The sequence below is a fragment of the Pseudomonas sp. PB105 genome, from assembly GCF_009764655.1.
GTDB classification, from domain to species: Bacteria; Pseudomonadota; Gammaproteobacteria; order Pseudomonadales; family Pseudomonadaceae; genus Aquipseudomonas; species Aquipseudomonas cyclaminis.
The window spans coordinates 12,928-39,854 of record NZ_RWIO01000069.1; the positions used below are offsets into that span (position 1 = coordinate 12,928).

At 61.6% G+C, this 26,927-nt stretch carries 24 protein-coding genes; 8 read left to right on the forward strand and 16 right to left on the reverse strand.

The features are described 5' to 3' along the window. Positions 1-8: 8 nt before the first annotated feature. From EJD88_RS18320 to iolC, 10 genes are all read right to left on the reverse strand, one after another. Positions 9-1,562 carry a sugar ABC transporter ATP-binding protein gene (locus tag EJD88_RS18320; protein ID WP_112194944.1) on the reverse strand — a complete coding sequence of 518 codons (1,554 nt, stop codon included), beginning with the start codon at positions 1,560-1,562 and terminating at the stop codon, positions 9-11. Between the two features lie 65 nt (positions 1,563-1,627). Next, complete coding sequence (locus tag EJD88_RS18325) at positions 1,628-2,557, reverse strand: sugar ABC transporter substrate-binding protein (protein ID WP_158878675.1); 930 nt, start codon at positions 2,555-2,557, stop codon at positions 1,628-1,630. Between the two features lie 48 nt (positions 2,558-2,605). Further along, the gene (locus tag EJD88_RS27025; protein WP_012723783.1) at positions 2,606-2,782 is read right to left on the reverse strand and encodes a hypothetical protein; all 177 of its coding nucleotides are present in this window, start codon (positions 2,780-2,782) and stop codon (positions 2,606-2,608) included. A gap of 128 nt (positions 2,783-2,910) precedes the next feature. Next, positions 2,911-3,939 carry a Gfo/Idh/MocA family oxidoreductase gene (locus EJD88_RS18330; protein WP_158878676.1) on the reverse strand — a complete coding sequence of 343 codons (1,029 nt, stop codon included), beginning with the start codon at positions 3,937-3,939 and terminating at the stop codon, positions 2,911-2,913. 314 nt (positions 3,940-4,253) lie between these two features. Then, entirely contained in the window at positions 4,254-5,264 is a 1,011-nt protein-coding gene (locus EJD88_RS18335; RefSeq protein ID WP_158878677.1) for a Gfo/Idh/MocA family protein, read from the reverse strand. 19 nt (positions 5,265-5,283) lie between these two features. After that, the gene (gene iolD / locus EJD88_RS18340; RefSeq protein ID WP_158878678.1) at positions 5,284-7,215 is read right to left on the reverse strand and encodes a 3D-(3,5/4)-trihydroxycyclohexane-1,2-dione acylhydrolase (decyclizing); all 1,932 of its coding nucleotides are present in this window, start codon (positions 7,213-7,215) and stop codon (positions 5,284-5,286) included. A gap of 10 nt (positions 7,216-7,225) precedes the next feature. After that, positions 7,226-8,041 carry a TIM barrel protein gene (locus EJD88_RS18345; RefSeq protein WP_099585116.1) on the reverse strand — a complete coding sequence of 272 codons (816 nt, stop codon included), beginning with the start codon at positions 8,039-8,041 and terminating at the stop codon, positions 7,226-7,228. A gap of 23 nt (positions 8,042-8,064) precedes the next feature. Then, on the reverse strand, positions 8,065-8,853 hold the full coding sequence (gene iolB / locus EJD88_RS18350) for a 5-deoxy-glucuronate isomerase (protein ID WP_099585117.1): 789 nt from the start codon (positions 8,851-8,853) through the stop codon (positions 8,065-8,067). Next, positions 8,853-9,743 carry a myo-inosose-2 dehydratase gene (gene iolE / locus EJD88_RS18355; protein WP_112194937.1) on the reverse strand — a complete coding sequence of 297 codons (891 nt, stop codon included), beginning with the start codon at positions 9,741-9,743 and terminating at the stop codon, positions 8,853-8,855. Before iolE ends, iolB begins: the two co-directional genes overlap by 1 nt. Positions 9,744-9,844: 101 nt before the next feature. Next, positions 9,845-11,782 (reverse strand): 5-dehydro-2-deoxygluconokinase, encoded by a 1,938-nt coding sequence (gene iolC / locus EJD88_RS18360; RefSeq protein WP_099585119.1) that lies wholly within the window; start codon positions 11,780-11,782, stop codon positions 9,845-9,847. On the opposite strand from iolC, the gene EJD88_RS18365 reads away from it, so the two are divergent. Then, the gene (locus EJD88_RS18365) at positions 11,781-11,984 is read left to right on the forward strand and encodes a hypothetical protein (RefSeq protein ID WP_143522444.1); all 204 of its coding nucleotides are present in this window, start codon (positions 11,781-11,783) and stop codon (positions 11,982-11,984) included. The two genes, iolC and EJD88_RS18365, sit on opposite strands and share 2 nt — an antisense overlap. 82 nt (positions 11,985-12,066) lie before the next feature. Continuing rightward, on the forward strand, positions 12,067-12,975 hold the full coding sequence (locus EJD88_RS18370; protein WP_099585120.1) for a MurR/RpiR family transcriptional regulator: 909 nt from the start codon (positions 12,067-12,069) through the stop codon (positions 12,973-12,975). 151 nt (positions 12,976-13,126) lie between these two features. Here the strand turns inward: EJD88_RS18370 and EJD88_RS18375 are convergent, their stop codons facing one another. Continuing rightward, positions 13,127-14,032 carry a hypothetical protein gene (locus EJD88_RS18375; protein WP_158878679.1) on the reverse strand — a complete coding sequence of 302 codons (906 nt, stop codon included), beginning with the start codon at positions 14,030-14,032 and terminating at the stop codon, positions 13,127-13,129. A gap of 289 nt (positions 14,033-14,321) precedes the next feature. Here EJD88_RS18375 and EJD88_RS18380 point away from each other — a divergent pair, with 289 nt between their 5' ends. After that, positions 14,322-15,005, forward strand: a complete 684-nt coding sequence (locus EJD88_RS18380) for a response regulator transcription factor (protein ID WP_010564812.1) — start codon at positions 14,322-14,324, stop codon at positions 15,003-15,005. Next, on the forward strand, positions 14,983-16,377 hold the full coding sequence (locus EJD88_RS18385; protein ID WP_099585122.1) for a HAMP domain-containing sensor histidine kinase: 1,395 nt from the start codon (positions 14,983-14,985) through the stop codon (positions 16,375-16,377). Before EJD88_RS18380 ends, EJD88_RS18385 begins: the two co-directional genes overlap by 23 nt. A gap of 139 nt (positions 16,378-16,516) precedes the next feature. On the opposite strand, the gene EJD88_RS18390 is transcribed toward EJD88_RS18385, so the two are convergent. Then, positions 16,517-16,930: an SRPBCC family protein gene (locus tag EJD88_RS18390; protein ID WP_158878680.1), complete on the reverse strand. Its 414-nt coding sequence runs from the start codon at positions 16,928-16,930 to the stop codon at positions 16,517-16,519. 55 nt (positions 16,931-16,985) lie between these two features. Then, on the reverse strand, positions 16,986-18,281 hold the full coding sequence (locus EJD88_RS18395; protein WP_158878681.1) for an FAD-binding oxidoreductase: 1,296 nt from the start codon (positions 18,279-18,281) through the stop codon (positions 16,986-16,988). 245 nt (positions 18,282-18,526) lie between these two features. Here EJD88_RS18395 and EJD88_RS18400 point away from each other — a divergent pair, with 245 nt between their 5' ends. Continuing rightward, positions 18,527-19,411 carry a helix-turn-helix domain-containing protein gene (locus tag EJD88_RS18400; RefSeq protein WP_158878682.1) on the forward strand — a complete coding sequence of 295 codons (885 nt, stop codon included), beginning with the start codon at positions 18,527-18,529 and terminating at the stop codon, positions 19,409-19,411. A 127-nt stretch (positions 19,412-19,538) separates the two neighbouring features. Beyond that, positions 19,539-21,689, forward strand: a complete 2,151-nt coding sequence (locus EJD88_RS18405; RefSeq protein ID WP_158878683.1) for a TonB-dependent siderophore receptor — start codon at positions 19,539-19,541, stop codon at positions 21,687-21,689. A 3-nt stretch (positions 21,690-21,692) separates the two neighbouring features. Here EJD88_RS18405 and EJD88_RS18410 read toward each other — a convergent pair whose 3' ends face one another. After that, positions 21,693-22,130: a carboxymuconolactone decarboxylase family protein gene (locus tag EJD88_RS18410; protein WP_099585127.1), complete on the reverse strand. Its 438-nt coding sequence runs from the start codon at positions 22,128-22,130 to the stop codon at positions 21,693-21,695. Between the two features lie 96 nt (positions 22,131-22,226). After that, positions 22,227-22,697 carry an Lrp/AsnC family transcriptional regulator gene (locus EJD88_RS18415; protein WP_099585128.1) on the reverse strand — a complete coding sequence of 157 codons (471 nt, stop codon included), beginning with the start codon at positions 22,695-22,697 and terminating at the stop codon, positions 22,227-22,229. Positions 22,698-22,820: 123 nt separating this feature from the next. On the opposite strand from EJD88_RS18415, the gene EJD88_RS18420 reads away from it, so the two are divergent. Both EJD88_RS18420 and EJD88_RS18425 read left to right on the forward strand, forming a co-directional pair. Then, positions 22,821-24,065 carry a methionine gamma-lyase gene (locus tag EJD88_RS18420; RefSeq protein ID WP_158878684.1) on the forward strand — a complete coding sequence of 415 codons (1,245 nt, stop codon included), beginning with the start codon at positions 22,821-22,823 and terminating at the stop codon, positions 24,063-24,065. 142 nt (positions 24,066-24,207) lie between these two features. Beyond that, positions 24,208-24,876 (forward strand): helix-turn-helix transcriptional regulator, encoded by a 669-nt coding sequence (locus tag EJD88_RS18425; protein WP_178117119.1) that lies wholly within the window; start codon positions 24,208-24,210, stop codon positions 24,874-24,876. A 90-nt stretch (positions 24,877-24,966) separates the two neighbouring features. Here the strand turns inward: EJD88_RS18425 and EJD88_RS18430 are convergent, their stop codons facing one another. Then, positions 24,967-26,925, reverse strand: a complete 1,959-nt coding sequence (locus EJD88_RS18430; protein ID WP_158878686.1) for a MacB family efflux pump subunit — start codon at positions 26,923-26,925, stop codon at positions 24,967-24,969. Positions 26,926-26,927 lie beyond the last annotated feature (2 nt).

Below are 26,927 nucleotides of genomic sequence, written 5' to 3' on the forward strand. Positions count from 1 at the left end.
GCAATTCTTCAGTGGACCACGGACATACCGGAGGCCAACTGCATGACTTTTTCCTGGGTCGCATCCGCACGGTCCAGGGTGCCCATCAGTTCACCTTCGTGCATCACCATCACCCGGTCGCTCATGCCCAGCACTTCAGGCAGCTCCGAGGAAATCATGATCACCGCCATGCCTTCGCTGGCCAGGAACGAGATCAAGCGATAGATCTCGGCCTTGGCGCCGACGTCGATACCGCGAGTCGGCTCATCCAGGATCAGTAAGCGTGGATTGGTCATCAGCCAACGGGCGAGCAAGGCTTTCTGCTGGTTGCCGCCGGACAAGGTGTCGATGCACTGCTCAAGCGAAGGGGTCTTCACCCGCAGCTTCTTGCACATCTCCTCACACAAGGCGCGCAGGGCTTTCTGCTGGATAAAACCGTTGCCCGAATAATGCGGCAGCACGGCCATCTCCATGTTTTCCAGCACCGACAGGCACGGGAACAGCCCACTGAGCTTGCGGTCCTCGGTCAGCAGCGCGAAGCCTTTCTCGATGGCCATGTGCGGGTCGGTAATGCGTACCGGTGCGCCGTCCAGGGTGATCTGGCCGCTGCTGCTGGGGGTGATGCCAAAGATGGTTTCCGCCACGTTGGTGCGGCCAGAGCCCATCAGCCCGGCAATACCGAGGATCTCGCCGGCATGCAGATCGAAGGAGACGTCCTTGAACACGCCGTCCAGGGTCAGGTCGCGCACCGACATCAGCAGCTCGCCGATAGGCGTTTCGCGTACCGGGAACAACTGGCTCAGTTCACGCCCGACCATCATCGAGATCAGGCTGTCGCTGTTCATGCTGTCAGCACGTTGCAGGCCGATGTAATGGCCGTCACGGAACACCGCCACTTCATCGGCGATCGCAAACACTTCGTTCATTTTATGGGTGATGTAGACGATGCCTTTGCCCTGTGACTTGAGGTCGGCAATGATCGAAAACAGGTGGGCCACTTCCTTCTCGGTAATGGCCGACGTCGGTTCGTCCATGATCAGGATGTCGGAGTCGTAGGACACCGCCTTGGCAATCTCGACCATCTGTCGCTCGGCGATGCTCAGGTTGCCGACGTGTTCTTCCGGGTCGAGGTTGATGCGCAGGCGCGCCAGCAACTCGGCGGTGCAGCGGTGCATTTCGCGGTGGTTGACCATGTGCAGGCTGTTGAGCTGCTCGCGGCCGATCCAGATGTTCTCGGCGATGCTCATGTGCGGCATCAGGTTGAGTTCCTGGTGGATCATCGCGATCCCGGCCTTCTGGGCCGCCAGGGGCGTTTCAAATACGATGGGCTTGCCGCGCAGGCGGATTTCACCGGCGTCTGGCTGATAGATGCCGGCGATGATTTTCATCAAGGTCGACTTACCTGCACCGTTCTCGCCCATCAGCGCCAGTACGGTGCCAGGGCGTACACGCAGTTGCACGTCGGCCAGGGCCACGACGCCGGGAAAGCCTTTGCTGATGTTGACGATTTCCAGCAGGTAGGGTTCTTCCAGCGCCAGCGGCTGGAGACCGGGGGGCTGCGAGACAGCGGCTTGAGCGAGCATAGGGAGGTACTCCATCAGCAGGGCGGGCACGACCGCCCTGCCGGTTTATTGTTGTTATGTCAGGGCTACTTGAAGTCTTTGACGTTGTCCGGGGTGATCAACTGGAACGGGATCACCACGTTCTGCTCGATGGGTTCGTTCTTGGCCATCTTGCGCGCCGTCTCCACCGATTTGTCCGCCTGGCCCTTGGCATCCTGGAAGGCCGACACGGTCATGTCGCCCTTGGTGATCGCGTTGAGGCCGTCCGGCGTGCCGTCGACACCCGCGATCAGCACGCCTTTCTTGCCTGCCGATTTCAGCGCCATGGACGCGCCAATCGCCATTTCATCGTTGTTGGCCAGCACCGCGTCGAAATCGCGGCCTTGAGTCAACCAGTCGTTGACCAGGGTCATGCCCCTGTCACGCAACCAGATGCCGGTCTGTTCCTGCTCGATCTTGATGCCTGGGTACTTGGTCAGGACTTCCTTCACGCCCTTGGTGCGGTTGGTGGTGGAGTTGTTTGCCAGGTCACCCAACAGGATCACGACGTTGCCCTTGCCGCCGAGTTTTTCGGCGATGTATTGCATTTGCAGTTTGCCGGCCTCGACGTCGTCGGACACCACTGCCGCGACGCCTGACGCCAACGTTGGGCTGTCGGGGCGGCGGTTGACGAACACCAGCGGAATTTTTGCGGTGGTAGCAGCCTTGATGATGTTCGCCGTAGAGGCAGTGTCCACCGGGTTGACGATGATGGCGTCGACCTTCTGGCTGATAAAGTTCTCGACCTGGCTCAGTTGCTTCACCACGTCGGCGCGGGCGTCTTCGAACTGCAGCTGCACGCCGTCACCTTTAGGGTAGGACTTGGCTTGCTTGTCCATGTCTTCACGCAGGTAGGTGAGGAAGGTGTCATCGAAGGCGGACATGCTCACGCCTATCTTCAGATCAGCAGCCGAGGCAACACCGCTGGCGAGCAGCACGGACAGGGCCAGCGCGGTAAAACGGATCGGGGTCTTCATGAACGGTCTGTCTCCACTTTCTTGTTGGTTTTTTGGACGTTGCGTTTATCAGAGCTCGGCGGGCAGTCGTACGACCGGTGCGCCAGGAATGCAGCAGACCAGCGCGCCTTTGTTTTCGACGCACAGCACATTAAGGAAGGAGAAGTAGAACGGCCGGGCGCGGGGCAGACCGCGTGGCGTGTGAGCAGGGCGTAAAACTCGCAGTACAGCGTTGAAGATTTTCATCTGACGGTACCTGGTTGTTTTTGATCTTGTTTTTGTTGAGTCGCCGGGGTCGAGCCCAAGACGTACTTTATGCAACCTGGAAAAGACTTTATTGGAAAATAATTTCCATATCAACCTGTTTTAGAATTTTATTCTATTTTTGTTGAAACCACCTGCTGGCGCTCGGCGCTCAGGCGTGCGGCGTCCAATATACGGGTGGTTTCCAGCGCCTCATAGGCGTCTACCGGTAAAGGTCCCTGCCCTTGCACGGCGGCTTGCAATTGACGATAGAACTGCGTCCAGCAGCCCTTTTCCGATGGCACCCGTTCACGCTCATCCCCTTGCTCGAACCAACCCCAGCGTCGGTGCTCCTCGGCGCCCCAGTGCTCGCCTTCGGTTTTCGGCGATTTGCCGGCCATCAGCGCTTCTTCCTGGCCATCGAGGCCCTCCACCGTGTAACAGCCCAAACTGCCACTGACGCGAAAACGCGGGGCCTGGCTGTTTTGCAGGGCGTTGCCCCAGAGGTGGGAAATCACCCCGTTGGCGTGGGTCAGGGAGACAAAAAAACCGTGGTCGACGCTGGGGTGTTCGGCGGTGTAGTGCAATTGCGCAAACACCCGCTCCACCGGGCCGAACAGTTGCAGTGCCTGGTCCACCAAATGGCTGCCCAAATCACGCAGCCAACCGCCGCCACTGGCATTGCCCACCGCTTGGGGGCTGTAGCGTTCCACGCGGGATTCGAAACGGGTGATGGTGCCCAGGGCGCCGGCGTCGATCAGTTTGCGCAAGGTCAGGTAGTCCGAGTCCCAGCGGCGGTTCTGGTAAACGCTCAGCAGCACCTCATGGCGCTCGGCGGCCGTGATCAGCGCCTGGGCCTGTTCGGCGTTGGCGGCAAAGGGCTTGTCGCTGACCACCGCGACACCGTGTTCAATGGCCTCCAGCACCAGGGCCGGGCGGCCTTTGAGGGTGGTGGAGATGACCAGCGCGTCGACACCGGCTTCGACAATCTGGCCGATGGAGTTGAAAGCCTGGACGCCTGGGTGGTCGGTATTCAACTGTAGGCGCCGCTCAGGAGAACGGGTGACGACGCCAACGAACGTGGCGCCGGGCAATGTGGCAATCAGCGGCGCATGAAAAAAGCGCCCTCCATGGCCGTAGCCGACTAGTCCGATTCGCATGATTCACTCCTTCTTTAAAGTGCAAACCCAATGAAATGTGGGAGGGGGGCAAGCCCCCGATGAGCATAGGTATCTACACAACTTCGAGTGGATGTTGAATCTATGGCAATGGGCTGTTGTGGTGAGCGGGCTTGCCCCGCGCTGGGCTGCGAAGCGGCCCCAATAAGGTCACTGCAGAGCGCCAGGACCAATCGAGGTGAAGGTTTTGGGGCCGCTTCGCAGCCCAGCGCGGGCAAGCCCGCTCACCACAGTGTTATGTGTAAGCCTTTGAGAATTGCGTAGATACCCATGCCCCCTCCAACCTCGACCGAGTGTCAGCCGTAGAAGTGCGGACGATCCGGCAAGCTCACCTTGACGATCTGCTCGCTGCTCTGCGCCTGGATGCACGCATCTGCCGCCACTGCCGCTGCAAACCCATCCCACGCCGACGGCCCGCCGACTTGCCCGGCGCGCACGCTGTCGATAAAGGCTTGCAACTCAACGTCATAGGCGCCGATAAACCGATCCTTCCAGTCCATCAGAATCGCGTTCGACAGCTTGGCGCCGCTGCGCATCTGCACTTGTGAAGGCTCCGGCAGTTTGGCGATGCCGGTCTCCCCTACCACTTCGCACTGGATGTCATAGCCGTACTGGCAGTTCACAAACACTTCCACGTCGATGCGCGTGCCCTTGGCGGTTTCCAGCAGAACGATCTGCGGGTCACGCAGGTGGGCCAGGGCCTTGCTGGTTTTGCGCGGGAACACCACTTGCACGGAAACGTAGTCGTCATTGAGCAACCAGCGCAGCACGTCCAGCTCGTGGATCAGCGTGTCGGTGATCGCCATGTCGGTCTTGTAGCTCTCGCCCACCGTCGGGTTGCGGTGCGCGCAGTGCAGCATCAACGGCTCGCCGATCTGGCCGCTGTCGATCACTGCCTTGAGGGCGCGATAACCTTCGTCGTACGGGCGCATGAAACCCACTTGTACCAGGCGCTTGCCGTGGGCCACTTCGGCCTCGACGATCTTGCGGCAGCCTTCGGCAGTCACCGCCAGGGGCTTTTCACAGAACACCGGCTTGCCGGCGGCAATGGCGGCGAGCACGAATTCTTCGTGGCTCGGGCCCCAGGAAGTCACGAGAACGGCCTCGACCTGCGGCGAGTTGATCAGCGCATGGCCGTCCGGATACACCTCGGCGTCCAGCTTCAAATCGGCAACCACCATGGCGGCTTGCTCAAGGTTGATATCGGTGACCGCCACCACCTGGCTGTTAAGCAGGGTCTGGCTGCAACGACGAATATGGTCACGGCCGATGGCACCGGTACCGATCACTCCAAGCTTCAACGACATACAAACACTCCTCTTGTTATTAGTACTGCCGGGCCTTCGCCAGGTGTTCATTGAGTTTTTTCGCTGCGGCATTCGTGCGTTCGCTGGTGGACACCTGCGCCACCCCCACCCGCCACCACGACAGATAGCCGTGGATCATGGTCTTGGGCAGCACTTTGATGTCGATCAGGGTCGACACGGTTTGCGTACGCGCATCGGCCAGGGCCGCTTCAAGCTGTTCCACGGTGCTGACCTTGTAGGTCTTGCAGCCATAGGCCGCCGCACTCATGGCGAAATCCACCGGCACCAACCCGCCGTCGAGCTTGCCGCTCTCGGGGTTGCGGTAGCGGAACTCGGTGCCGAAACTGTCCATGCCATTGCCGATCTGCAAGTTGTTGATGCAACCGAAGGCCATGTTGTCCAGCAGCACCACGTTGATCTTGCGCCGCTCCTGGATCGAGGTGGCCAGCTCCGAATGCAGCATCATGTAGGAGCCATCGCCGACCAGCGCGTAGACCTCTTTGGTCGGCTCGGCCAGCTTCACGCCGAGGGCCGCGTTGATCTCGTAGCCCATGCACGAGTAGCCATATTCGACGTGGTAGGTATTCACGCCCTTGCTGCGCCAGGCGCGTTGCAAATCGCCCGGCAGGCTGCCGGCGGCGGCAACGATGATCGCGTCGTCGGCCAGGGTTTCGTTGAGCACGCCAAGCACGCGGCTTTGGGTCAGGCAAGAGCCGGTCAACTCGATAAACTCACGCAGTACGGCGCGGTCCAGGTGGTCGTCGACCTCGGGGACGAAGCCGTCACCTTCGTATTCCACCTGGTGCACACGGTCCACTTCGGCGTCCAACTGCGCCTTGGCCTCGGCAACCTGCCCGCCCCAGCCAGAGCGGTAATCGCCGAGGGCATCGGCCAGCGCTTCCAGGGCCAGCTTGGCATCGGCCAACACCTGCACGCCGTCCAGCTTCAAGGCGTCGGCGGGGCTGATATTGAGGTTGAGGAACCTCACCTCGCCATGCTTGAACAGCGATTTCGACGAGGTGGTGAAGTCGGTGTAACGGGTGCCGATACCAATGATCAGGTCCGCCTCGGGCGCCAGCAGGTTGGCCGCCAGGCAGCCGGTTTCGCCGATGCCGCCGACATTCAGCGGATGGCTGGAGACCACCGCGCTCTTGCCCGCCTGGGTTTCCGCGAACGGAATATCAAAACGCTCGGCAAACGCCTGCAACGCCGCATTCGCGCCGGAGTACTTCACGCCGCCGCCGCAGATGATCAACGGTTTGCGCTTGCCCCTGAAAGCCGCCAGTGCATCGCCGATCATCGCGGCAGTGGCCGGACGACGGTCGAGTCGGTGCACACGTTTTTGCAGGAAATAGTCGGGATAGTCCCAGGCTTCGGCCTGCACGTCCTGAGGCAGCGCCAGGGTCACGGCGCCGGTTTCCGCAGGGTCGGTGAGCACGCGCATCGCATGGATCGCAGCGGTCATCAGTTGCTCGGGACGGTTGATACGGTCCCAGTATTTGCTCACCGAACGGAATGCATCGTTGGTGCTGATGCTCAGGTCATGGAACTGCTCGATCTGTTGCAGCACGGGGTCCGGCTGACGGCTGGCGTACACGTCGCCGGGCAGCAGCAGCAACGGAATACGGTTGGCCGTGGCGGTCGCGGCAGCGGTCAACATATTGGCGGCGCCGGGCCCGACGGAGGCGGTGCACGCATAGATCTTGCGGCGCAGATGCTGCTTGGCAAACCCGATGGCGGCGTGGGCCATGCCCTGCTCGTTGCGGCCCTGATGCACCACCAGGTCGCCGCTGTCCTGCTCCAGCGCCTGGCCCAGGCCCAGCACATTGCCGTGACCGAAAATGGTGAACACGCCGGCGACAAATTTGCTCTGCACGCCATCGACTTCGATGTATTGGTTATCCAGGAACTTCACCAGGGCCTGGGCCATGGTCAGTCGGGTGGTGGTCATGTCGCGCCCCTTAACGATTTTGCAGGTGGGCAATGCTTGCCCCCAACGCCTGCTGGATATCCGCCAACTCATGCACGCTGGTCGCAAACGGCTCGAACGACAGGTAGCCGCTGTAACCGGTGCTGAGCAAGGTGTCGATCTGCGCGGCATTGCCGAGGATGTCGCCCTCACCCACCAGCACACGGTGGCCGTCGCGAATCGAGTTGAGCGGCGCGTCGGCATCTTCCACACCGGAGATATGCACCAGGCCGGTCAGCTCCGGGAAGAACTCGTGCTCATTGGCCAGGTGATGGTGGAAGGTGTCATGCACCACACGGAACACATCCAGGCCGCCGATGGACTTGATCGCATCCACCGCCACACGCTTGCGGCGCAGGGCGGATTCTTCGAAGCCCAGGGGTTCGACGAAACCGAGAATCCCGTACTCGCGCAGGATCGGCGCCAACTCGCTCAACGCGGTGCGCAAACCGGCGGCGCGCTGGGCATCGTTGCGCGTGTCGCCGGGCTCATTGAGCGGGCACATCACCAGCCCTTGGGCGCCGCATTCACGGGCGTAGGTGGCGAGTTTGATCGCCTGGGCGCGGCGCTCGTCGTTCCACACATCAAAGGGGTACAGCGCGTTGATCGACAGCACGGTAATGCCCTGCACCGCGCACAACTCACGCACGCGGCTGGCCGGGGTGCCGTACTCGATTTCACGGTTTTTCAGGTCATTGCGAATTTCGATGGCATCGCACTTGAGCGCGGCCGCCAACTGGATGAAATCCGGCAGGGACAGGTTGGGTGCGACCATGCGGTTCAGGGCAAAGCGTAGAGGCGACTTCATTGTTGTTCTCCGTCCAAAACCGCTTAAAGGTCCAGCAGCCAACTGTGCTGCGGGTCGTTGTGGAAATGCCAGGCGCGCTTGGGCCCCGCCATCACGTTCAGGTAATAAGATTCGTAGCCGTACGGCACGCTGACCGGGTGGTAACCCTTGGGCACCACCACCAGGTCGCTGTTTTCCACGGCCATGGCCTGGTCAATGCTGCGGTCGTCGGTATAGACCCGCTGGAACACAAAACCCTGGGGCGGGTTGATCTGGTGGTAGTAGGTTTCTTCCAGGAAGCTCTGGTGCGGCAGGTCGTCGGTGTCGTGCTTGTGCGGCGGGTAACTCGACGAATGCCCCGACGGCGTGCGCACTTCCACCACCAGCAGCGAATGGGCCGGCGAAGTGTCGGGCAGGATGTCGCACACATAGCGCGTGTTGGCACCTTTGCCACGCACGCTGCGCTTGCAGTCTTCGGGGCGGATCAGGCGTGGTTCGTAACCGCCGGCACCGGGGGCGGCGCAGACGGCAATCTGCACATCGCTCAAGGCGGTCACCTGGGCGTCGGCGCCCGGCGGCAGGTAGGCGGCGAACGGGGACTTGTCCTCGAACACCGACTGGCGATCGCCGAGGTTCTGCCAGTTGAAGCCCTCGCCTTCGATGTTCACCCGACCGCTGAGCAGCACCAGGCACAGCTCTTTATCGCCAGCGCTGACCGGCAGGGTTTCGCCCAGGCTCAGGCGGTAGGCTTTGAACCCGACGTATTCCAGCCGGCCCTCTTCCAGGGCAACCATGGTTTGCCCGCGTTTGCTGCTTTTGACCAACAGGCTCATCACTGGGTCCTCTCTGTGAGCAGAGCGCGCAGGGTGTCATAACCCTTTTTCGCGTAGATATAGCTGGGCGCCACTGCCGGATCCTGCTCGGCTTCCACCACCAGCCAACCCTCGTATTTCGCCGCGAGCAGCACATCGAGCAACTCGGCAAAGTCGATATCGCCATCGCCGGGCACGGTAAACGTGCCGTTGACGATGCAGTCCGGGAAGCTCCACATCTGGTTGCGCGCCAGTTGCACCACCGGTTTGCGCACGTCCTTGAAATGCACGTGGCAGACGCGGTCGATGTGCTTGCGCAGCACCTCCAGCGGTTCGCCGCCGCCCATATAGCAGTGACCCGAATCAAACAGCAGGCCGACTTCCGGGCCGGTTCTTTTCATCAACTGGTCGATGTCTTCCGGGGATTCGACGTAGGCGCCCATATGATGGTGATAGGCAAGACGTACGCCTTGGGACAGGGTGAAGCGCGCCAACTCGGTGAGCTTGTCGGCGTACGCCTGCCAGGCCTGCTCGCTATGGAAACGCGGGCGTTCGATCAGGCGAATGCGCGAGCCCTGGATCGAATCGGCCACCTCACCGTAAACCAGCACGTTGGCGCCATTCTGTTTCAGTAATTCGACGTGAGCGGTGATGGCTTCGATTTCTTCGGCCACCGAGCGGCGGGCCAGGCGGCTGGAATACCAGCCGGAGACCAGCGCCAGGTCATAAGGGCGCAGTACGTCGCCGACGCCTTTGGCGTCCTTGGGGAATTTACCGTTGAGTTCAAAACCTTCGTAGCCGATTTCCTTGCCCTCGCTCAAGGCGGTGCTCAGCGGCGTTTCACCGCCCAGGGCTGGCAGGTCGTCGTTGCTCCAGGAGATCGGGTTGATGCCAATTCGGATTGCGGGCATGGCTGCACCTTTATTATTTTCAGGTATCACTGAGATCTGCTTTATGTGGGAAGGGGCTTGCCCCTCCCACATTGGATTGCCTTTCAAATCAGGAACTGGGTTCAGGTTCGGGCACTGCGCCAGGCATTGATCAGTTGCTCGAACGTCGCCTGTACCTGCTGGATCAGGGTTTCATCATCAATCTCCCCCGCCATCCACGCCTTGCTCGGCTCCTGGAAAATCGTGCGACCCACGGCAAACCCACGGCAGGTGGTGCTCAGGCGTGCTTGCTGGAAGCCGTCTGCGAGAAACTGTGCCGAGGCATTCAGGCCCAGCAACACCACGCCACGGCAGTACGGGTCGCGCTCCTGGATCAGCGCATCGAGCTTTTTCCAGTCCTCGGCCGACTGCGCTTCGATCTTCCACCACGCCGGGTAGATGCCCAGGTTGTACAGGCGCTTGAGGCTGCGATAGAGCGCGTCCGGGTAGGTGGACGGGTGATCCTTGGGCGGGATGACTTCCAGCAGCAGTTCATGGCCGCTGACCAGGGACGCGTCATACACGGCCTTGAGTTGGGCTTCCTGTTCCAGGCGCAACAAGGGTTCGTCATCCGGGTGGAATTGCACCAGGCACTTGATGATCTGTTCCTGGGGCCAGGCGATCAGGTTGCTGCCAATCGAACGCCCATGCTCGAAGGCCAGGGGCCGCGAGTTCTGCACTTCCACCGGGCGCGCGATCCACCAGCCGCGACCGCTGGCGGCGTTGAGCGCGTCCTGGCCGAAGCGCTGGTCGGCCAACAGGCCCACATCGGCGGCAACACCCTGCTCGGCGAGCTTTTTTTCCACCCGTTCGATGGCCTGGATAAACAGTTGCTTGATGTCGCTGATACGCGCCGGATCCTGGCCGCCGCGCTGCGCCAGGTCGACCAATTGCCAGCGGTGGTCGAAGGCAAAAATGAACAATTGCTTCCATTGCTTGCGCGGCACGCTGACGCGGTGCAGGCGTTGCAGGGTCACGTCCTGGTCCGGCCGCGTGATCGGCACTGGGCTGTTGAACAGGTAATCCAACTCGGCCGGCGTCGGCATGGCCGGGGCGCAGGCGTGGCGCGAGACCACCAGGCCGCCACAGGCATTGGCCAGTTGGCTGCAACGTTCATCGCTGGCGTCGTTGATCCAGCCGCTGAGAAAGCCCGACATAAACGCATCGCCGGCGCCCAGCACATTGAGCACTTCGACGCGCACGCCGGGGTAGATCGCGCCGTCTTCCAGGCGCGCAGGAATCGCACCGTGAATCACCGTGCAACCCTGCGGGCCGAGCTTGACTACCAAGGTGGCGGGCGTGAGTTCGCGCACGGTGCGCAGTGCGGTGAGCAGGTCTTCACTGCCACCGGCGATCAGGAATTCTTCCTCGGTGCCGACGATCAGGTCGAAACGCGGCAGGATTTTCTGCACATGCTGGCTGACATTCTGGTCGGCGACAAACCGCGTCTCGCCATCCGCCTTGCCTGCCAGGCCCCACAGCACGGGCCGGTAGTCGATATCCAGCACGCGCTTGACGTTGTGCTTGGCCGCATAGTCCAGCGCCTGGATGCTGGCCTTGTACACGCCATCGGTGGAGAAATGCGTGCCGGTGATCAGCAGCGCCTTGCTGGAGGCAATAAAGGCTTCGCTGATGTCTTCGGCGCGCAGGGCCATGTCGGCGCAGTTTTCGCGGTAGAACACCAACGGGAAGGTTTCGCGGTCCTTGAGGCCCAGCAGCACCAGGGCGGTGAGCCGTTCCGGGTCGACCTTGATGCCGCTGACATCACAGCCTTCGCGGGCCAGGGATTCCACCAGGAAGCGACCCATATGGTCGTCCCCCACGCGGCTCAGCATCGCCGACTTGAGGCCCAGTCGGGCAGTGCCGAAGGCGATGTTGGCGGAGGAACCGCCGAGGTACTTGGCGAAGCTGGACACGTCCTCAAGCCGCGCACCTACTTGCTGTGCGTAGAGGTCGACGCCCAGGCGCCCGAGGCAAATCAGATCCAATTGACGCCCACTGGCAAAACGAGTCTGGCCCATGCTGGCTCCTGTTATTTTTATCAGCCTGCGTGGTGCCGCCGTGGTGACGGCACACGCTCTTGGTGAGAGCAGACTAGAACGTCCGGCGGCCGCAATCAATATTTATTCCAGAATTATTTTTAGTGGAATATTTTTTCCAATAAGCCAGCATAATGGCACCCCAGCCCGCGTGCATCGTTTCAGCAGCCCACGGGCGCCGTGATGCCGGGGTATTTTTTTGCGCCTACCCTGTAGACTTGCGCCACCCATCAGCGCATCAGACGAACACGCCAGAAGGATTGCCCATGTCCCGCACCGATCCCGAGACCACCCTGGAAGTCCCACTCGCCAGCACTCCGGTCAATGCCGAACGCCTGTTGCAGCTGATCACCGACGAATACGAAAGCCTGCCGCGCCAGCTCAAGCGCATCGCCAGCTACATGAGCCAGCAGAGCGACCGGATCATGGTCGACCGCATCAGCGACATTGCCCGTGAATGCGAAGTGCATCCGTCGGCCATCGTGCGGTTCTCCCAGCGTTTCGGCTTCAGTGGTTTCAGTGAGATGCAGGCGCTGTTTCGCGAGGCCTACACCCACAAGACCACGCCGGTACAGAACTACCAGCAGCGCATTCGCAGCATGATTGCCAACAAGTCGCAGAAGGCCAGCGGCGGCGACCTGGCGCGCGAATGCGTGAACGCCACGCTATCGGGCATCGAGCGTCTGGGGCTGGAACTGGATGACGTTGCGTTCGACAAGGCCGTGGACCTGGTGGTCAACGCCGACAATATCTACGTGGTGGGTGTGCGCCGTTCGTTCGCGGTGGCCGACTACCTGGTCTACAACCTGCAGCACACCAACAAGCGCATCCATTTGATTTCCGGCCTGGGCGGCAGCTACCGCGAGCAGATGCGCAGCGTACGCGCCAATGACCTGGTGATCGCCATCAGCTTCACGCCGTATGGCAAGGAGACCCAACACTGCTTGCGCATCGCCCAGCACCATCAGGCCAAGACCCTGATCATCACCGACAGCAACCTGTCGCCCCTGGCCAAGCGGGCGAACGCGGTGTTGTTGGTGAATGAAGGTTCGTCGTTTGCTTTCCGCTCGCTGAGCGCCACCTTGTGCCTGTGCCAGGCGCTGTTTATCGCGGTAGCGTATCGGTTGGAATTGAAGGTGGATGAGATTCACGAGCAGGTCGGGTTCGACGACTGACTTCCTGACACTGCAGACCAAATGTGGGAGGGGGCTTGCCCCCTCCCACACTGGACCGGCATCAGTGCATGAAGATTGCGATCAGGATGATCACCGGAATTGGCACGCCGAGGAACCACAGAAGTAATGAGCGCATGGTGTTCTCCTTGAATTAACGAACGTAGTTTTCGGTTTCGACGTACACCACCGCATCGCGACGACGACCACCAAAGGTCGCAGCGAAGCTGGCAAAGAACGCACCGATCAACAGGGCAACAAACGTCCACAGCGACGTGTAGGCAGCCACTTTGGCGGCCGTGTCAGCGGCCTGCCTGGCTTTGAGCTTGGCGTCTTCGACAGCTTTACGGGCATCGCCATAGACCTTGTCGATGCGCGCTTCGGCCTCGGCCTGGCTGAGGTTGGTGCGCTGGCTGATCAACTGCGCCAGGTAGGCACGGTCTTCAGCGGCCAGTTGGCCATCGTTGCTCAGGGTGCGAGTGAAGATGCGCGCTACCACGCCGTGGGCCGCGTCATCGCTGACGGCAACCGGGCGGTCGTCACGGAACAGGCTGTCGACGTAATAGTCGAACTCGCCGCCGTTGACGCCTTTGGCCGCACTGCCCGCTGCTTGGGTGATTCCGCTGGCGGCGCCCGCTGCGACACTCGCGCCGGCTTTCACACCACCGCTCACGACACTGCTGACCGAGCCGACCACCAGCACTGCGGTAATCAACGTCGCGACCGCCCAGGCCAGGAAGCCATGGGCCGTGTCACGAAAGTACACCTCGTCGCCATGCATTCCGGACCACTTCACTCGCAAGCGTCCGGCGATATAACCGCCCAACCCGGATGCGACGATCTGGGTAAACGCCAGCCAGACAATAGTGGAAATGCCAAGCCCCTTGGCGCTGATACCGCTATCGGCCCACGGCGACACCGCCGAAAAACCCAGGCCGAAACCCAGCAGTACCAGGATCAACGACAGTGCAGCCGCCGCAGCGGCCCCGGCAAAGATCGCTCCCCAGGAAACCCCGGAGTGCGTGCTCGACGCTTGCAGCGTGGATGAGGATGTGATCATTGTTGTTGTGCTCCCGGCAGGAAAAATAGTGTTACAAGTCTCAAAAGGGACAGTGCAGGCACCATGCCAGTCGGCATAAAAATAAATACCTATATATTTCAATAATTTAAATAAGTTGAACTTACTCAAGCCATGCAAGTTGCAAGAGCGGCGGCAGGGAGGCGTGCGTTATGCATTCCCCTGGAAAAAGTATCGGTTTTGCCAACATGAAGTTTTATTTAGGAAGCGTTCAGCCATTTCTTGGCAAAATGCCCCCACTTCTAGTGTGAATCGCTCACCAGGTAATCCTATGACCCGCATTTTGACCATCGAGGATGACGCCGTAACGGCCCGCGAGATCGTCGCCGAGCTGAGTAGCCATGGACTGGACGTAGACTGGGTGGACAACGGCCGCGAAGGCCTGGTCCGCGCCGTGAGTGGTGATTACGATCTGATCACCCTCGACCGCATGCTGCCCGAACTGGATGGGCTGGCCATCGTCACCACCTTGCGCACCATCGGGGTGTCGACGCCGATCCTGATGATCAGCGCCCTATCCGACGTGGACGAGCGCGTGCGCGGCCTGCGCGCCGGCGGTGATGACTACCTGACCAAGCCATTCGCCTCCGATGAAATGGCCGCCCGCGTCGAAGTGCTGCTGCGGCGCAAAAGCACGGTCAAGGAATTCGAAACCGCCCTGCGCGTGGCCGACCTCGAACTCAACCTGATCAGCCGCGAAGCCAGCCGCGCCGATCAGCCTCTGAGCCTGTTGCCCACGGAGTACAAACTGCTGGAGTTCCTGATGCGCAACACCGGGCAGATCCTGTCGCGGATGATGATCTTCGAGGAAGTCTGGGGCTATCACTTCGACCCGGGCACCAACCTGATCGACGTGCACATCGGTCGCCTGCGCAAGAAAATCGATCCACCGGGCCTCACGCCGTTGATCCGCACGGTACGAGGTTCGGGTTATGTCATTGCTGAACCCCTCTAAAGGCTGGCGTTCTTCCAGCAGCCGTTTGCTGGCGCTGTACAGCTCGCTGTTCGTAGCCTGGAGCTGCATCCTCATGGGGGTGCTGTATTACGAAGTGTCCGGTTACCTGAGCGACCTGTCGCGCCATTCGCTGATGCAGCGCCAGCATCTGTTCCAGCGCTTTGACGGCGAAGAGCTGGTGGAAGCGTTGACCACCAGCATGACCTTCGACATGAAGGGCGTGGACGCCTACGGCTTGTTCGACGAGCAATTTCGCCCTTTGAGCGGGCCGATCCGTGCGATCCCGCCGGACCTGCCGCTGGACGGCAAGATCCACGCCCTGTCCAACTGCGTCGACTCCGACGACCCCAAACTGCCCAAGGACAGCTGCGACGCCGTGGCCACCCACACCGACGACGGCCGCTGGCTGGTGCTGGTGCGCGCCAATGGCTCGTTGTTTGGTGTGACGCGGATCATCTGGCATGCCTTGCTGTGGGCGCTGTCACTGACGATCATCCCCGGCGCTGCTGGCTGGCATTTACTACGCCGACGTCCGCTGCGGCGGATTCGCGGGATCCAGGCCAGTGCCGAAGCGATCGTCGCCGGCGACCTCACCCATCGCTTGCCGCTGTCCAACCGGCGTGACGAGCTCGACATGCTCGCGGCCATCGTCAACGCCATGCTCGACCGCATCGAGAAGCTGATGAACGAGGTCAAGGGCGTGTGCGACAACATCGCCCACGACCTGCGCACCCCGCTCACCCGTCTGCGGGCTCAGTTGTACCGCATCAAGCAGCAGGCCGAAGCCGAGTCGGCCCATGCGCTGCAACTGGACGACGCCATTGCTGAAACCGACACCCTGATGGCGCGTTTTCGCGGGCTGTTGCGTATCTCGGAACTGGAAGATCACCAACGTCGCTCAGGCTTTCTGGTGATGGACCCGCTGCCATTGCTGCGCGAGTTGCACGACTTCTACCTGCCCCTGGCCGAAGAAGGCGAGTTGCAGCTTTTACTGCAAGTACCAGACTCCCTGCCGTGGATCACCGGCGACCGCGCGTTGCTGTTTGAAGCCCTGGCCAACCTGCTGAGCAACTCGATCAAGTTCTCCCCGGCGGGCGGCGAAGTGATTTTGCGCGGGGTCAACGACGGCGGCAGCACACGCATCGAAGTCCATGACTCCGGGCCAGGCATACCGGCGGCGGAACGCAAAGCGGTGTTCCAGCGGTTTTATCGCGTGGATGAGAGCGACCAGCAAGGTGGGTTCGGCTTGGGCTTGTCGATTGTGGCGGCGATTATCAATTTGCACGGGTTCAAGTTGGACGTCGGCACCAGCGAGCAAGGCGGTGCGAGGCTAGTGCTGGAATGTCGCCAGCAACTGATGCCCGAAGCCTAAGGCGACTGGGTTCCAAATGTGGGAGGGGGCTTGCCCCCGATGGCAGTGTGTCAGTCACCTGATCAATAACTGAAAAACTGCCATCGGGGGCAAGCCCCCTCCCACATTGGCCCTGCGGTGCGTAATAGATCTGATCAGCTCAGAAATTCGCCCGCAGCGCCTCAACCCCTCCCTTGTATAACCCAGCGAACAGCTCTTCCACCGCTGCATCCGTAGTGCCGGCCGACGGCGTAAACACACCGGACCATGTCACCTTCGCCGACGATTCGCTCAACGCCTCAACCTGCAACGTCGCCAGGTAGGCCGTCACCGGAAATGGCGATGCCCCCTCAATGGTGTAGCTGTAGGTGCGCGCCACGTTATCAAAGGTCTGCAAACGCTCGACGATCGAACCACCGTCGGCGGTGGTCAGGTGGCGCAAGCGGCCGCCTTCGCCCGGTTCGCTCTTGGCGATCAGCGGCAACCAGTCCGGCAGGCTGTTGAAGCCGCCTACCCATTGCCAGACCGTGTCGGCCGATACCGGGATTTCAATCACTGCAGATGCTGTTGGCACGGTAAATCTCCAAAAGTCGTAGGAAAACGTCGTTCAGCCTGCCACGCAAAGCCGGTCAATGCATCAATTCCCGCAGTCGATACCACAACATCCCCAACGCCAGCAGCGGCGAACGCAGCGCCTTGCCGCCGGGAAAGGTCATATGCGGCACCTGGCTGAAAACATCCAGACCCTGACTGTGACCTGCATGAATCGCCTCGGCCAGCAGTCGCGCGCACCAGTGGGTCACATTCAGCCCGTGGCCGGAATAGCCTTGGGCGTAGAACACATTCGGGTACTGCTGCAACCGCCCGACCTGAGGGAAACGGTTGGCGGTGATGCCGATCTTGCCGCCCCACTGAAACGCGATGGCGGTGTCAGCCAGTTGCGGGAACACCTTGAGCAACTTGGGCTGCATATACGCGGCAATGTCCGCCGGGTCGCGCCCGGAATAATGGCAGGCACCGCCGAACAGCAGGCGACGGTCGGCCGACAACCGGTAGTAATCCAGGCCGACTTTCTGGTCGCACAGCGCCAGGTTCTGCGGGATGAGTTGGTTGGCCAGCGCCTGCGACAGCGGCTCGGTGGCGATGATGTAGCTGCCCGCCGGCAACACCTTGCCGCTCAGGCGCGGTTCCAGTTCTTCGAGGTGCGCATTGCAGGCCAGCACCAGGCTGGCGGCGCGCACCGTGCCAGCGGCGCAGCGCACGTGCACGGTGTCGCCGTGGATCAGCTCCAGCACTTCGGTGTGCTCGAAGATTTTCACGCCGAGGGACTCAGCCATCTGCGCTTCACCCAGCACCAGGTTCAATGGATGCAAATGCCCGGAGCCCATGTCCACCAGGCCGCCGGCATACACGGTCGAGCCCACTACCTGCGGCATATCCTGCGGCCCAACCAGGCGGGTTTCATGGGTATAACCCAATCGCCCAAGGCCCTCCTGCTCCGCCTTGAACGCCGCGAACTGCGCCGGGGTGTTGGCCAGCTCGCAGAAACCCCAGCGCAGATCACAGTCGATGCCATGCTCACGAATGCGCTCGCCCACCAGCGCCACCGAGTCGATGCCGGCGCGCTGCAGGTAACGCACACCCTCCTCCCCCACGTATTTGGCGAACCCCGACACATCGTGGCCGATCCCGCGGATCAACTGCCCGCCATTGCGCCCGCTGGCGCCCCAACCGACGCGCCGGGCCTCCAGCACAATCACCGAGAGCCCGCGCTGAGCCAGTTCGATGGCGGTGTTGATGCCAGTAAAACCGGCGCCGATTACGCACACATCGGCACTCAGGTCGGCGTCCAGGCTCGGCCGCTCAGGCATGGCATTGGCCGTGGCCCGGTAATAGGAGCGGGCGTGGTCGTTGGACTGGATCATTTATGGGCCTTCACTTTGCTCCAGGCGCGGTCATCAGGCGCATGGTTGCCGGGGTCGGTGGAATCGCCAGCAGCTCGAACCACAGGTTGGAGCCTTCCTTGGGAATCGAATAGGCGATATTCAAGGGCCAGCGGGAGAAGCTTGTTCACAAGACGCATTGAGGTCTATCTTGGGCCAGCCTTCGAACGGCATCTATCCACTTTGCACGCAGCACAACGCACCAATAGAGTGCGCACGGATTCTTCATGACACTGGCAACCGCTTCGCGCGTACAGGCCTTCGCCACTGGTGATGTGGCCGCCCAATGCAATGCAACACCTGGCTGGGTGCAGCAGTACCAGCAGATGTCCCCGGGGCACTTTGCCGGGCGCATCCGCTACCTCGATCTGCAGGGCGTGCAGGTGTACGAAGAGTGCATGAATACTCGCGTCGAGCAGCATTTCAATGCGCCCCCGGGCTCGCTGACGTTCTGTTTCGATGGCAGTGACGACGCGCTGTACCTGCTCAATGGCGAAAGCCGCAATACCTGGATCACCCCGGAAAACTACCGCGAAGTGGCGGTGGTGTTCGGCCCGCAATTCGTGCAGCGCCATGGCTTGGATGTGACGAAGCTGGAAGGCCTGTTCATGGCCCCGCTGACCTCCCAGCAGAACGCGCTGTTCAGCCGCTGGCTCAGTGGCACGCTGACGCGCTTGTCCACAGTCGTCGACCCGGTCTCCCTCACCCGGCAACTGCTTGACGACTGCCTGTTCATCCTCGACAACGCCTGTGTCTGCCTGGATCGCAGCTCATTGCGAAGACGCAGTGAAGAACGCCAGTTGATGGCGCGCATCGGTGAGTGGGCGGCGGATGCGCCGGATGCAACCGTCAACCTGCTGGAACTGGCACAGATCGCCGGCGTGTCCTTGCGCCAGCTGCAGCAAGGCTTCAAGACCTACACCGGGATGAGCCCGGCGCAGTGGATGAGGCTGCGCCGCTTGAATGGCGCACGGCGGGACTTGCTGACCGCAGTCGACCGCACCGTGGCTGAAGTGGCGATGAACTGGTCGTTCTGGCATTTGGGGCGGTTCTCGCACAGCTACCGTGCGCTGTTCAACGAGCTGCCAAGCGAGACCCTCAAGCGCTCCTGAGGACATCAGGTTTTTATGGTGAGCGGACTTCTGTGATGTCTGTGCGGCCATTCTCAATAACTTGTAAAACCGCGCCGTTATGCCTAGCTTATGCGCCCCCCGCCCTGCGCTTTAAGGCCTTGCCCCCATGGTTTTGCGTTTTCGTCCCGTCGTCACTTCCCGTTTCGCCCTCGGCCTGCTGCTCAGCGGCGGTATCGGCAACAGCCTCGCGGCAGAGATCGAACTGCCGGCGGTGAAGGTCCAGGGCCAGGATGAGGCCGGTTATCGCGCCGATACCGCCTCGGTCGGTGGCTTCAGCGAAACACCGCTGCTGGACACCCCAGCCTCGATCACCGTGCTCAACGCCGCCCTGATCAAGGACCAGCAAGCGCGCCTGCTCAGTGAAGTGCTGCGCAACGACGCCTCGGTGGGCGACAGCTATGCGCCGATTGGCTACTACGAAAACTTTGTGGTGCGCGGCTTTTCGCTGAACGCGGCCAGCAGCTACAAGATCAACGGGCGCACCATCACCGGCGAGCAGAACGTCGCCCTGGAAAACAAGCAGCAGGTCGAAGTGCTCAAGGGCCTGGCGGGCCTGCAAAGCGGGATTTCCGAACCCAGCGGCGTGATCAACTACGTGACCAAGCGCCCGGAGGATGTACGTTCGGTCACGGTCTCCACCGATGATCGTGGCAGCGGCTACATCGCCACCGATGTCGGCGGTTGGTTTGGCACTGAGCAGCAATTCGGCCTGCGCGCGAACGTGGCCCACGAAGACCTCAACTCCTATGTCGAGCACGCCAATGGTCAGCGCGACTTTGTGTCCCTGGCCTTCGACTGGAACATCAGCCCCGACGCCGTGCTGCAACTCGACGCCGAGTACCAGAACAAGCAACAACGTTCGGTACCGGGTTATCAATTGCTCGGCGGCACCGAACTGCCCCACGACGCCTCGCCGAAAAAACTGCTCGGCCATCAGAGCGGTTCCAGGCAGGTCGGCATCGACTCGCTGAACCTCAACGGCAAGTTTGAATACCGCTTCAGCGACCAGTGGCAAGGCAGCGTCAGCGCGGCGCGCAGCAAGGTGGTGATCGACGACTACAGTTCGTTTGCCTATGGTTGCTTCTACGTGACCGATTGCGGCACCGCAACCTTTGGTCCAACCGGCGACTACGACGTCTACGACTACCGCAGCCCTGACGACACCCGCCGTGACGATGAAGCGCAAGCGGCGATGACAGGGCTGTTCGACACCGGCCGCCTGAGCCATGAATTGACCTTTGGCACCAGCGCGTTTCGCAGGGTGGTCGACAAGCGCAAGTCCGTAAACGAACAAATAGGCAGCACAAATCTTGACGCCGACGTACCGACCTTCACCCCCACCAACGTGCCGTTGAACGACAAGCACCGACGTCTCGACAGCCGACAGTACGGACTGTTCGTCACCGACCGCATACGCTTCAATGAGCAATGGCAAGCCATTATCGGGGGCCGTGAAGTGCGCCTGGATGAAAAAGCCTTCGATGAAAACGGCGGTCAGGAACGCCACACTCAGAAATACGAATTCCTGCCCCAGGCATCGTTGATTTACAAACCAGTGGCCAACCTTTCGCTATACACCAGCTACAGCAAGGGCTTGTCCTTGGGCGGTGAAGCGCCATGGACAACAACCAACGACGGCGAAACCCTCGCCCCCACCACCTCCCGCCAGATCGAAGCCGGCGTGAAATACGACTGGCGCCGCATCAGCTTCGCCGCCGCCGTGTTCCAGACCCGCCAGGCCTATCAGTACGCCAAGCCCGACGCTGCCGGCGACTTCACCTATGTGCAGCAGGGCGAGCAGAAAAACACCGGCGTGGAACTCTCGGCCAACGGCTGGGCCACTGAGCGCCTGCAAATCTCCAGCAGCGTGGCAGCCATTCGCGCGCGGGTGACCGGCAGCGGCACGCCGGAATACGAAGCGCACCAGGCGATCAACGTGCCGAAGCTGCGCGCCAGTGTCTACGCGGACTATGCGTTGCCGTGGGTGAATGGGTTGGCGGTGCTGGGCGGTGTGCAATACAGCGCCAAGAAGTACGCCAACCGCAGCGGCAATGTGGAGGTGGGGGATTACGCGGTGGTCAACGTCGGCAGCCGCTACACCACCAAGGTGGACGGCTATGAAACGGTGTTTCGCCTGAGCGTCGACAACCTGTTCGACAAGCGCTACTGGCGCGACGCGGGCGAGTACATGGGCGATGACTATCTGTTCCAGGGCGCGCCTCTGACGGCGCGGCTGAGTGCGTCGGTCAACTTCTGAGGCTTACTTGGGCATCTTGCGAAAACCCACTGCCAACCGGTTCCAGCTGTTGATGGTGGCAATCGCGACGCTCAGGTCGATCTGTTCCTGGGCGCTGAACTCGGCCGCCAGTGCATTGAAATCTTCATCCGGGGCGTGGGTCTGGCTGATCAGCGTCAGGCTTTCGGCCCAGGCCAGCGCCGCACGTTCGCGCGGGGTGAAGAACGGCGTTTCACGCCAGGCCGACAGGGTGTACAGGCGCCGCTCGGTCTCGCCGCCCTTGCGGGCATCGGCGGTGTGCATGTCGAGGCAGAAGGCACAGCCGTTGATCTGCGACACGCGCAGGCGGATCAGCTCCAGCAACGGCAACTCGATGGAGAGTTTGCCGACCGCCGCTTCCAGGGCAAGCATGGCTTTCATGGCGTCTGGGGATGCGGTGTAGAAATCGGTACGGGCTTGCATGGTGGAACTCCAGGACGGTGGGATTGGTGGCTAGGTTAGTCACCGTCGCAGCCGCGAGAAATATCCAATTGTGGAGAAGATCAGGTAGCCAATGCGTCAGCCCGGCAATGGAATCACCCGCAACGGCCGCACCGACTTATAGGAAAAACTCGAATAGATCTCCTTGACGCACGGCAGCGTCTGCAACACCTCCCGCGCAAACTCGCCAAAGGACTCCAGGTCCTTGGCCACCACTTCGAGCAAAAAGTCATAGCGCCCGGACACGTTGTGACACGCCACGATTTCCGGAATCTCCAACAAGCGCTGCTCGAACGCCCGGGCGATGTCCTGGGTGTGGCTCTCCATCATGATGCTGACAAACGCCGTCACCCCATACCCCAGCGCCTTGGGCGAAAGAATCGCCTGGTAACCGCTGATCACCCCGCTCTCTTCCAAGTTACGTACGCGACGCCAGCACGGTGAGGTGGTCAGGGACACGCGGTCGGCCAGTTCGGCCACGGTGAGACGGGCGTTGCCTTGCAGGGCGTTTAACAACGCCTTGTCGGTGCGATCCAGGGTGACGGGCATGATGTGCCTCTGTTTGTTGTTTTTAGGGGTTTTTCATCCCTTAACGCGGGATTTGTCGGCAAAGTTTGCAAAATCCATCTGTGGTTATGAGCATAGCATTGTAGGAAATAAGGAGCGCCCGACATGAACAATAAACACCTTGCATTCGGCTTTTCCACCCGCGCCATCCACCACGGCTACGACCCCAAGGACCACCATGGCGCGCTCGTGCCACCGGTCTACCTCTCGGCGACCTTTGCCTTCCCGACTGCCGAATACGGCGCCGCGTGTTTTGCCGGCGAAGCCAGCGGCCACTTCTACACACGCATTTCCAACCCGACCCTGGCGCTGCTGGAGTCGCGCATGGCCACCCTGGAAAACGGCGAGGCGGCGGTAGCGTTCAGTTCCGGCATGGGCGCGATTGCCGCGACATTCTGGACCTTGCTGCGGCCAGGCGATGAAGTGATCGTCAGCCAGACCCTCTACGGCTGCACCTTCGCCCTGTTGCACCACGGCATCGGCGAGTTCGGCATCAAAGTGCGCCATGTGGACCTCACCGACCTGGCCGCCCTGCAAGCGGCGCTCAGCCCCGCCACCCGCATGATCTACTGTGAAACCCCGGCCAACCCCACCCTGCAATTGGTGGACATCGCCGCCGTGGCCGCCCTCGCCCATCAACAGCCGAATGTCACGGTCGTGATCGACAACACTTACTGCACGCCGTACCTGCAACGCCCGCTGGAACTGGGCGCAGATGTGGTGGTGCACTCGGCCACCAAATACCTCAGCGGCCACGGCGATATCACCGCCGGCATCGCCGTGAGCAACCTGGCCACGGCCCAGCGCATTCGCTTGCAAGGCCTCAAGGATCTGACCGGCGCGGTGATGTCGCCCCAGGACGCCGCGCTGCTGATGCGCGGCCTCAAGACCCTGGCCCTGCGCATGGACCGCCATTGCAGCAACGCCCAGGCGGTGGCCGAAGCCTTGCAGGCGCACCCGGCGGTGGAGTGGGTCACGTATCCGGGGCTGCGCGCTTTCGCGCAGTACGAGCTGGCAGCGCGGCAAATGAGCCAGGCGGGCGGCATGATTGCGTTCGAACTCAAGGGGGGGATCGACAGCGGTCGGCGCTTTATGAACGCCCTCAAGCTGTTCACCCGTGCGGTCAGCCTCGGGGACGCCGAATCCCTGGCCCAGCACCCGGCGAGCATGACCCACTCCACCTACACCCCCGAAGAGCGTGCGCACCATGGCATCAGCGAGGGGTTGGTGCGTTTATCGGTCGGGCTGGAGGATGTGGCCGACCTGCTGGCGGATGTGCAACAAGCGCTGGCCAAATGTGCTCGCGCCGTGCCACGCCAAACGCTGATGGCGGCGCATGCCGTGAGATAAGCGCCGTGCTCCCCTCGCGGCGGTCGGACAGTTCCGGCCGCCGTTGGCCGTGGTTAATCTGGTTTTTTTGGCAATTGGATCCCCATGCCGCCGCCAGGCTGTACTAGCATACGTCCTGCACTCGACATTCATGGACGAACTGATGAACTCACACCTGTTCCCACATATAGGCAAGGTCATCGCCAGCACCGGCAGTCGCCATTTCCCACGCATGCTGCATGACCTGATCCTCACCCAACTGGCAGTGGACGCCACCCATATCACCCAATTGCACGTGAGCCCCGACGGGCACACCCGCCGCAAGATCAGCCCGGTCTACACCGACTCGGTGGCGGCCCTGGGCGAAGCACAGCCCGCCGCACAACTGCACCTCACGCGCCGCAAAGACGACGTGCGCTATGTGCTGTCGGTGTACCGCTCGCACCAGTCCGAAAGCTTTTCGCCCCAGGAACGCAGCATGCTGCAGGACTTCTCCACCCTGCTGCTGCCCATGGTGGAAAAACACATCACCGCGATTCAACCCTGCAGCCCGGACAGCGACCCGAAGGCGCCGCAAAACCAGGGCATCGACACCCTGCGCCGGCGCATTGAAGAGCGCCTGGTGCAATCGGGCCTGACCCTGTCCAACCGCGAGCTGGAAGTGTGCGTGGGCCTGCTGGCCGGGCGCACCGCGCCAGAGTTGGCGGAGCAACTGGCGTTGAAGGTCAACACGATTGAAAGCTACCTCAAGCGAGCGGCGATCAAGTTGGGGATCAGCGGGCGGCATTCGCTGTTGCGGTGGATGTACGCCACGGACGACATCACCAGTTAAGCAGGTGTGAGGGGGCCTCTGTGGTGAGCGGGCTCACCACAACACCTGTGCCCCGATAGCGGGGTGCCAATACGGTATCCACGAGGAGGGTCAATCCCTCGCCAGTGCCTCGATCGGGTCCAGCCGCGCGGCGTTCCGCGCCGGCACAAAGCCAAACACAATGCCGATCAGCGTCGAACAGGCAAAGGCCGTGACGATTGAGCCGACCGAAAACACCATCTCCCATTCCTTCACAAACAGCGAAAACAGAAACCCCAGCGCGTAGGACAGTGAGATACCAATCAAACCGCCGATCAGGCACACCATCACCGCTTCCACCAGAAACTGCTGGCGAATGTCCGACTGCCGCGCGCCCACCGCCATGCGGATGCCAATCTCGCGGGTACGCTCGGTGACCGACACCAGCATGATATTCATCACCCCAATCCCCCCCACCAGCAATGAAATCACGGCAATCAACGACAACAGCAGCGCCAGGGAGCGGCTGGTTTTCTGCACCGTCTGCATGATGCTGTCGAGGTTGTTGGTGAAAAAATCCTTGGTGCCGTGGCGTTGCAGCATGAGTTTGTTGACGTTGTCTTCGACCACCTTGCTCGGCTGGCCGTCCTTGATGCGCACGGTGATGCTGTCCAGATGACGCTGGCCCAACAGGCGCCCCGCCGCTGTTTCGTAAGGCACCCACACGTTGAGCGCCTTACTGGCGGCGAACATGTTTTTGTTGTCGGCCGTCACGCCGATCACCGTGCACGGCAGGTTGCCCACCAGGATCACCTGGCCCAGCGGGTCCACGTTCGGGCCGAACAGGCGGTGGCGGGTGTTGTGGTCGATCACCACCACCTGGGCCTGGCGCCGGGCATCGCTTTCGCTGAAGGCAATACCGGCTTCGAGCTTCAGGCCCTTGACCTTGAAATAGCGGTCGCTGACACCGTTGACCTGGGCGTCCAGGTCGATATTGCCGTAGCGCAGCAACAGACTGCGGCCCACCACCGGCGTGGCGCTGTCCACGTAGTACAGCTGGTTCAGCGCGTCCACATCCGATGGCATCAGGGTTTCGATGGCCGAGGCGCGGCTGTCGCCGAAACTGGTGCCGGAAAAGATATCGATGGTGTTGCTGCCGATCGCCTGGATGTCCTTGAGCACATAGCGCTTGGCGCCTTCGCCAATTGCCGAGATCGACACCACCGAGGTGATGCCGATGACGATGCCAAGCATGGTCAGCAAGGTACGCATGCGATGGGACACCAGCGCGACCCAGGCCATGTTGAACGCTTCCTTGAACAGCCCCAGGCTCGCCACCAGCCGCCGTGCGCCGCTGCGCCGCGGCTCTATCGGCGTCTCGGCCGGCACGTCCAGGCCACTGCTGGCGTTGGCCTTGTCACTGATGATCTCGCCGTCGCAGACCTCGACAATGCGCTGGGCATTCGCCGCCACTTTCGGGTCGTGGGTGACGATGATCACCGTGTGCCCCGCCGCGTGCAGTTCAGCGAGGATGCGCATCACCTCCTTACCGCTGTGGGTGTCGAGGGCGCCGGTGGGTTCGTCGGCGAGGATCACTTCACCGCCGTTCATCAAGGCCCGCGCGATACTCACCCGCTGCTGCTGGCCGCCGGAGAGCTGGCTGGGCCGGTGCGTGGTGTGGCTGGCCAGGCCCAGCCGTTCGAGCAATTCCCGTGCGCGACTGTGGCGTTGGGTCTCAGGAGTGCCGGCATAGATCGCCGGCATTTCCACGTTGTGCAAGGCGCTGAGGTGCGCCAGCAAGTGGTAGCGCTGGAAGATGAACCCGAAGTAATCGCGACGCAGCTCCGCCAGTTGCTCATCGCCCAACGAGCGGGTTTCGATGCCATTGATTTTGTAGCTGCCGGCGGTGGCGTAATCCAGGCCGCCGAGGATGTTCATCAAGGTGGATTTGCCGGACCCGGACGCACCGATAATCGCGACCATTTCCCCGGCCTGAATCGTCAGGTCGATACCCTTGAGCGCAATGAATTCGCGCTCGCCGGCCATGAAACCGCGGGTGATGCCCTTGAGTTCCAACAGTGGCTGGCTCATCC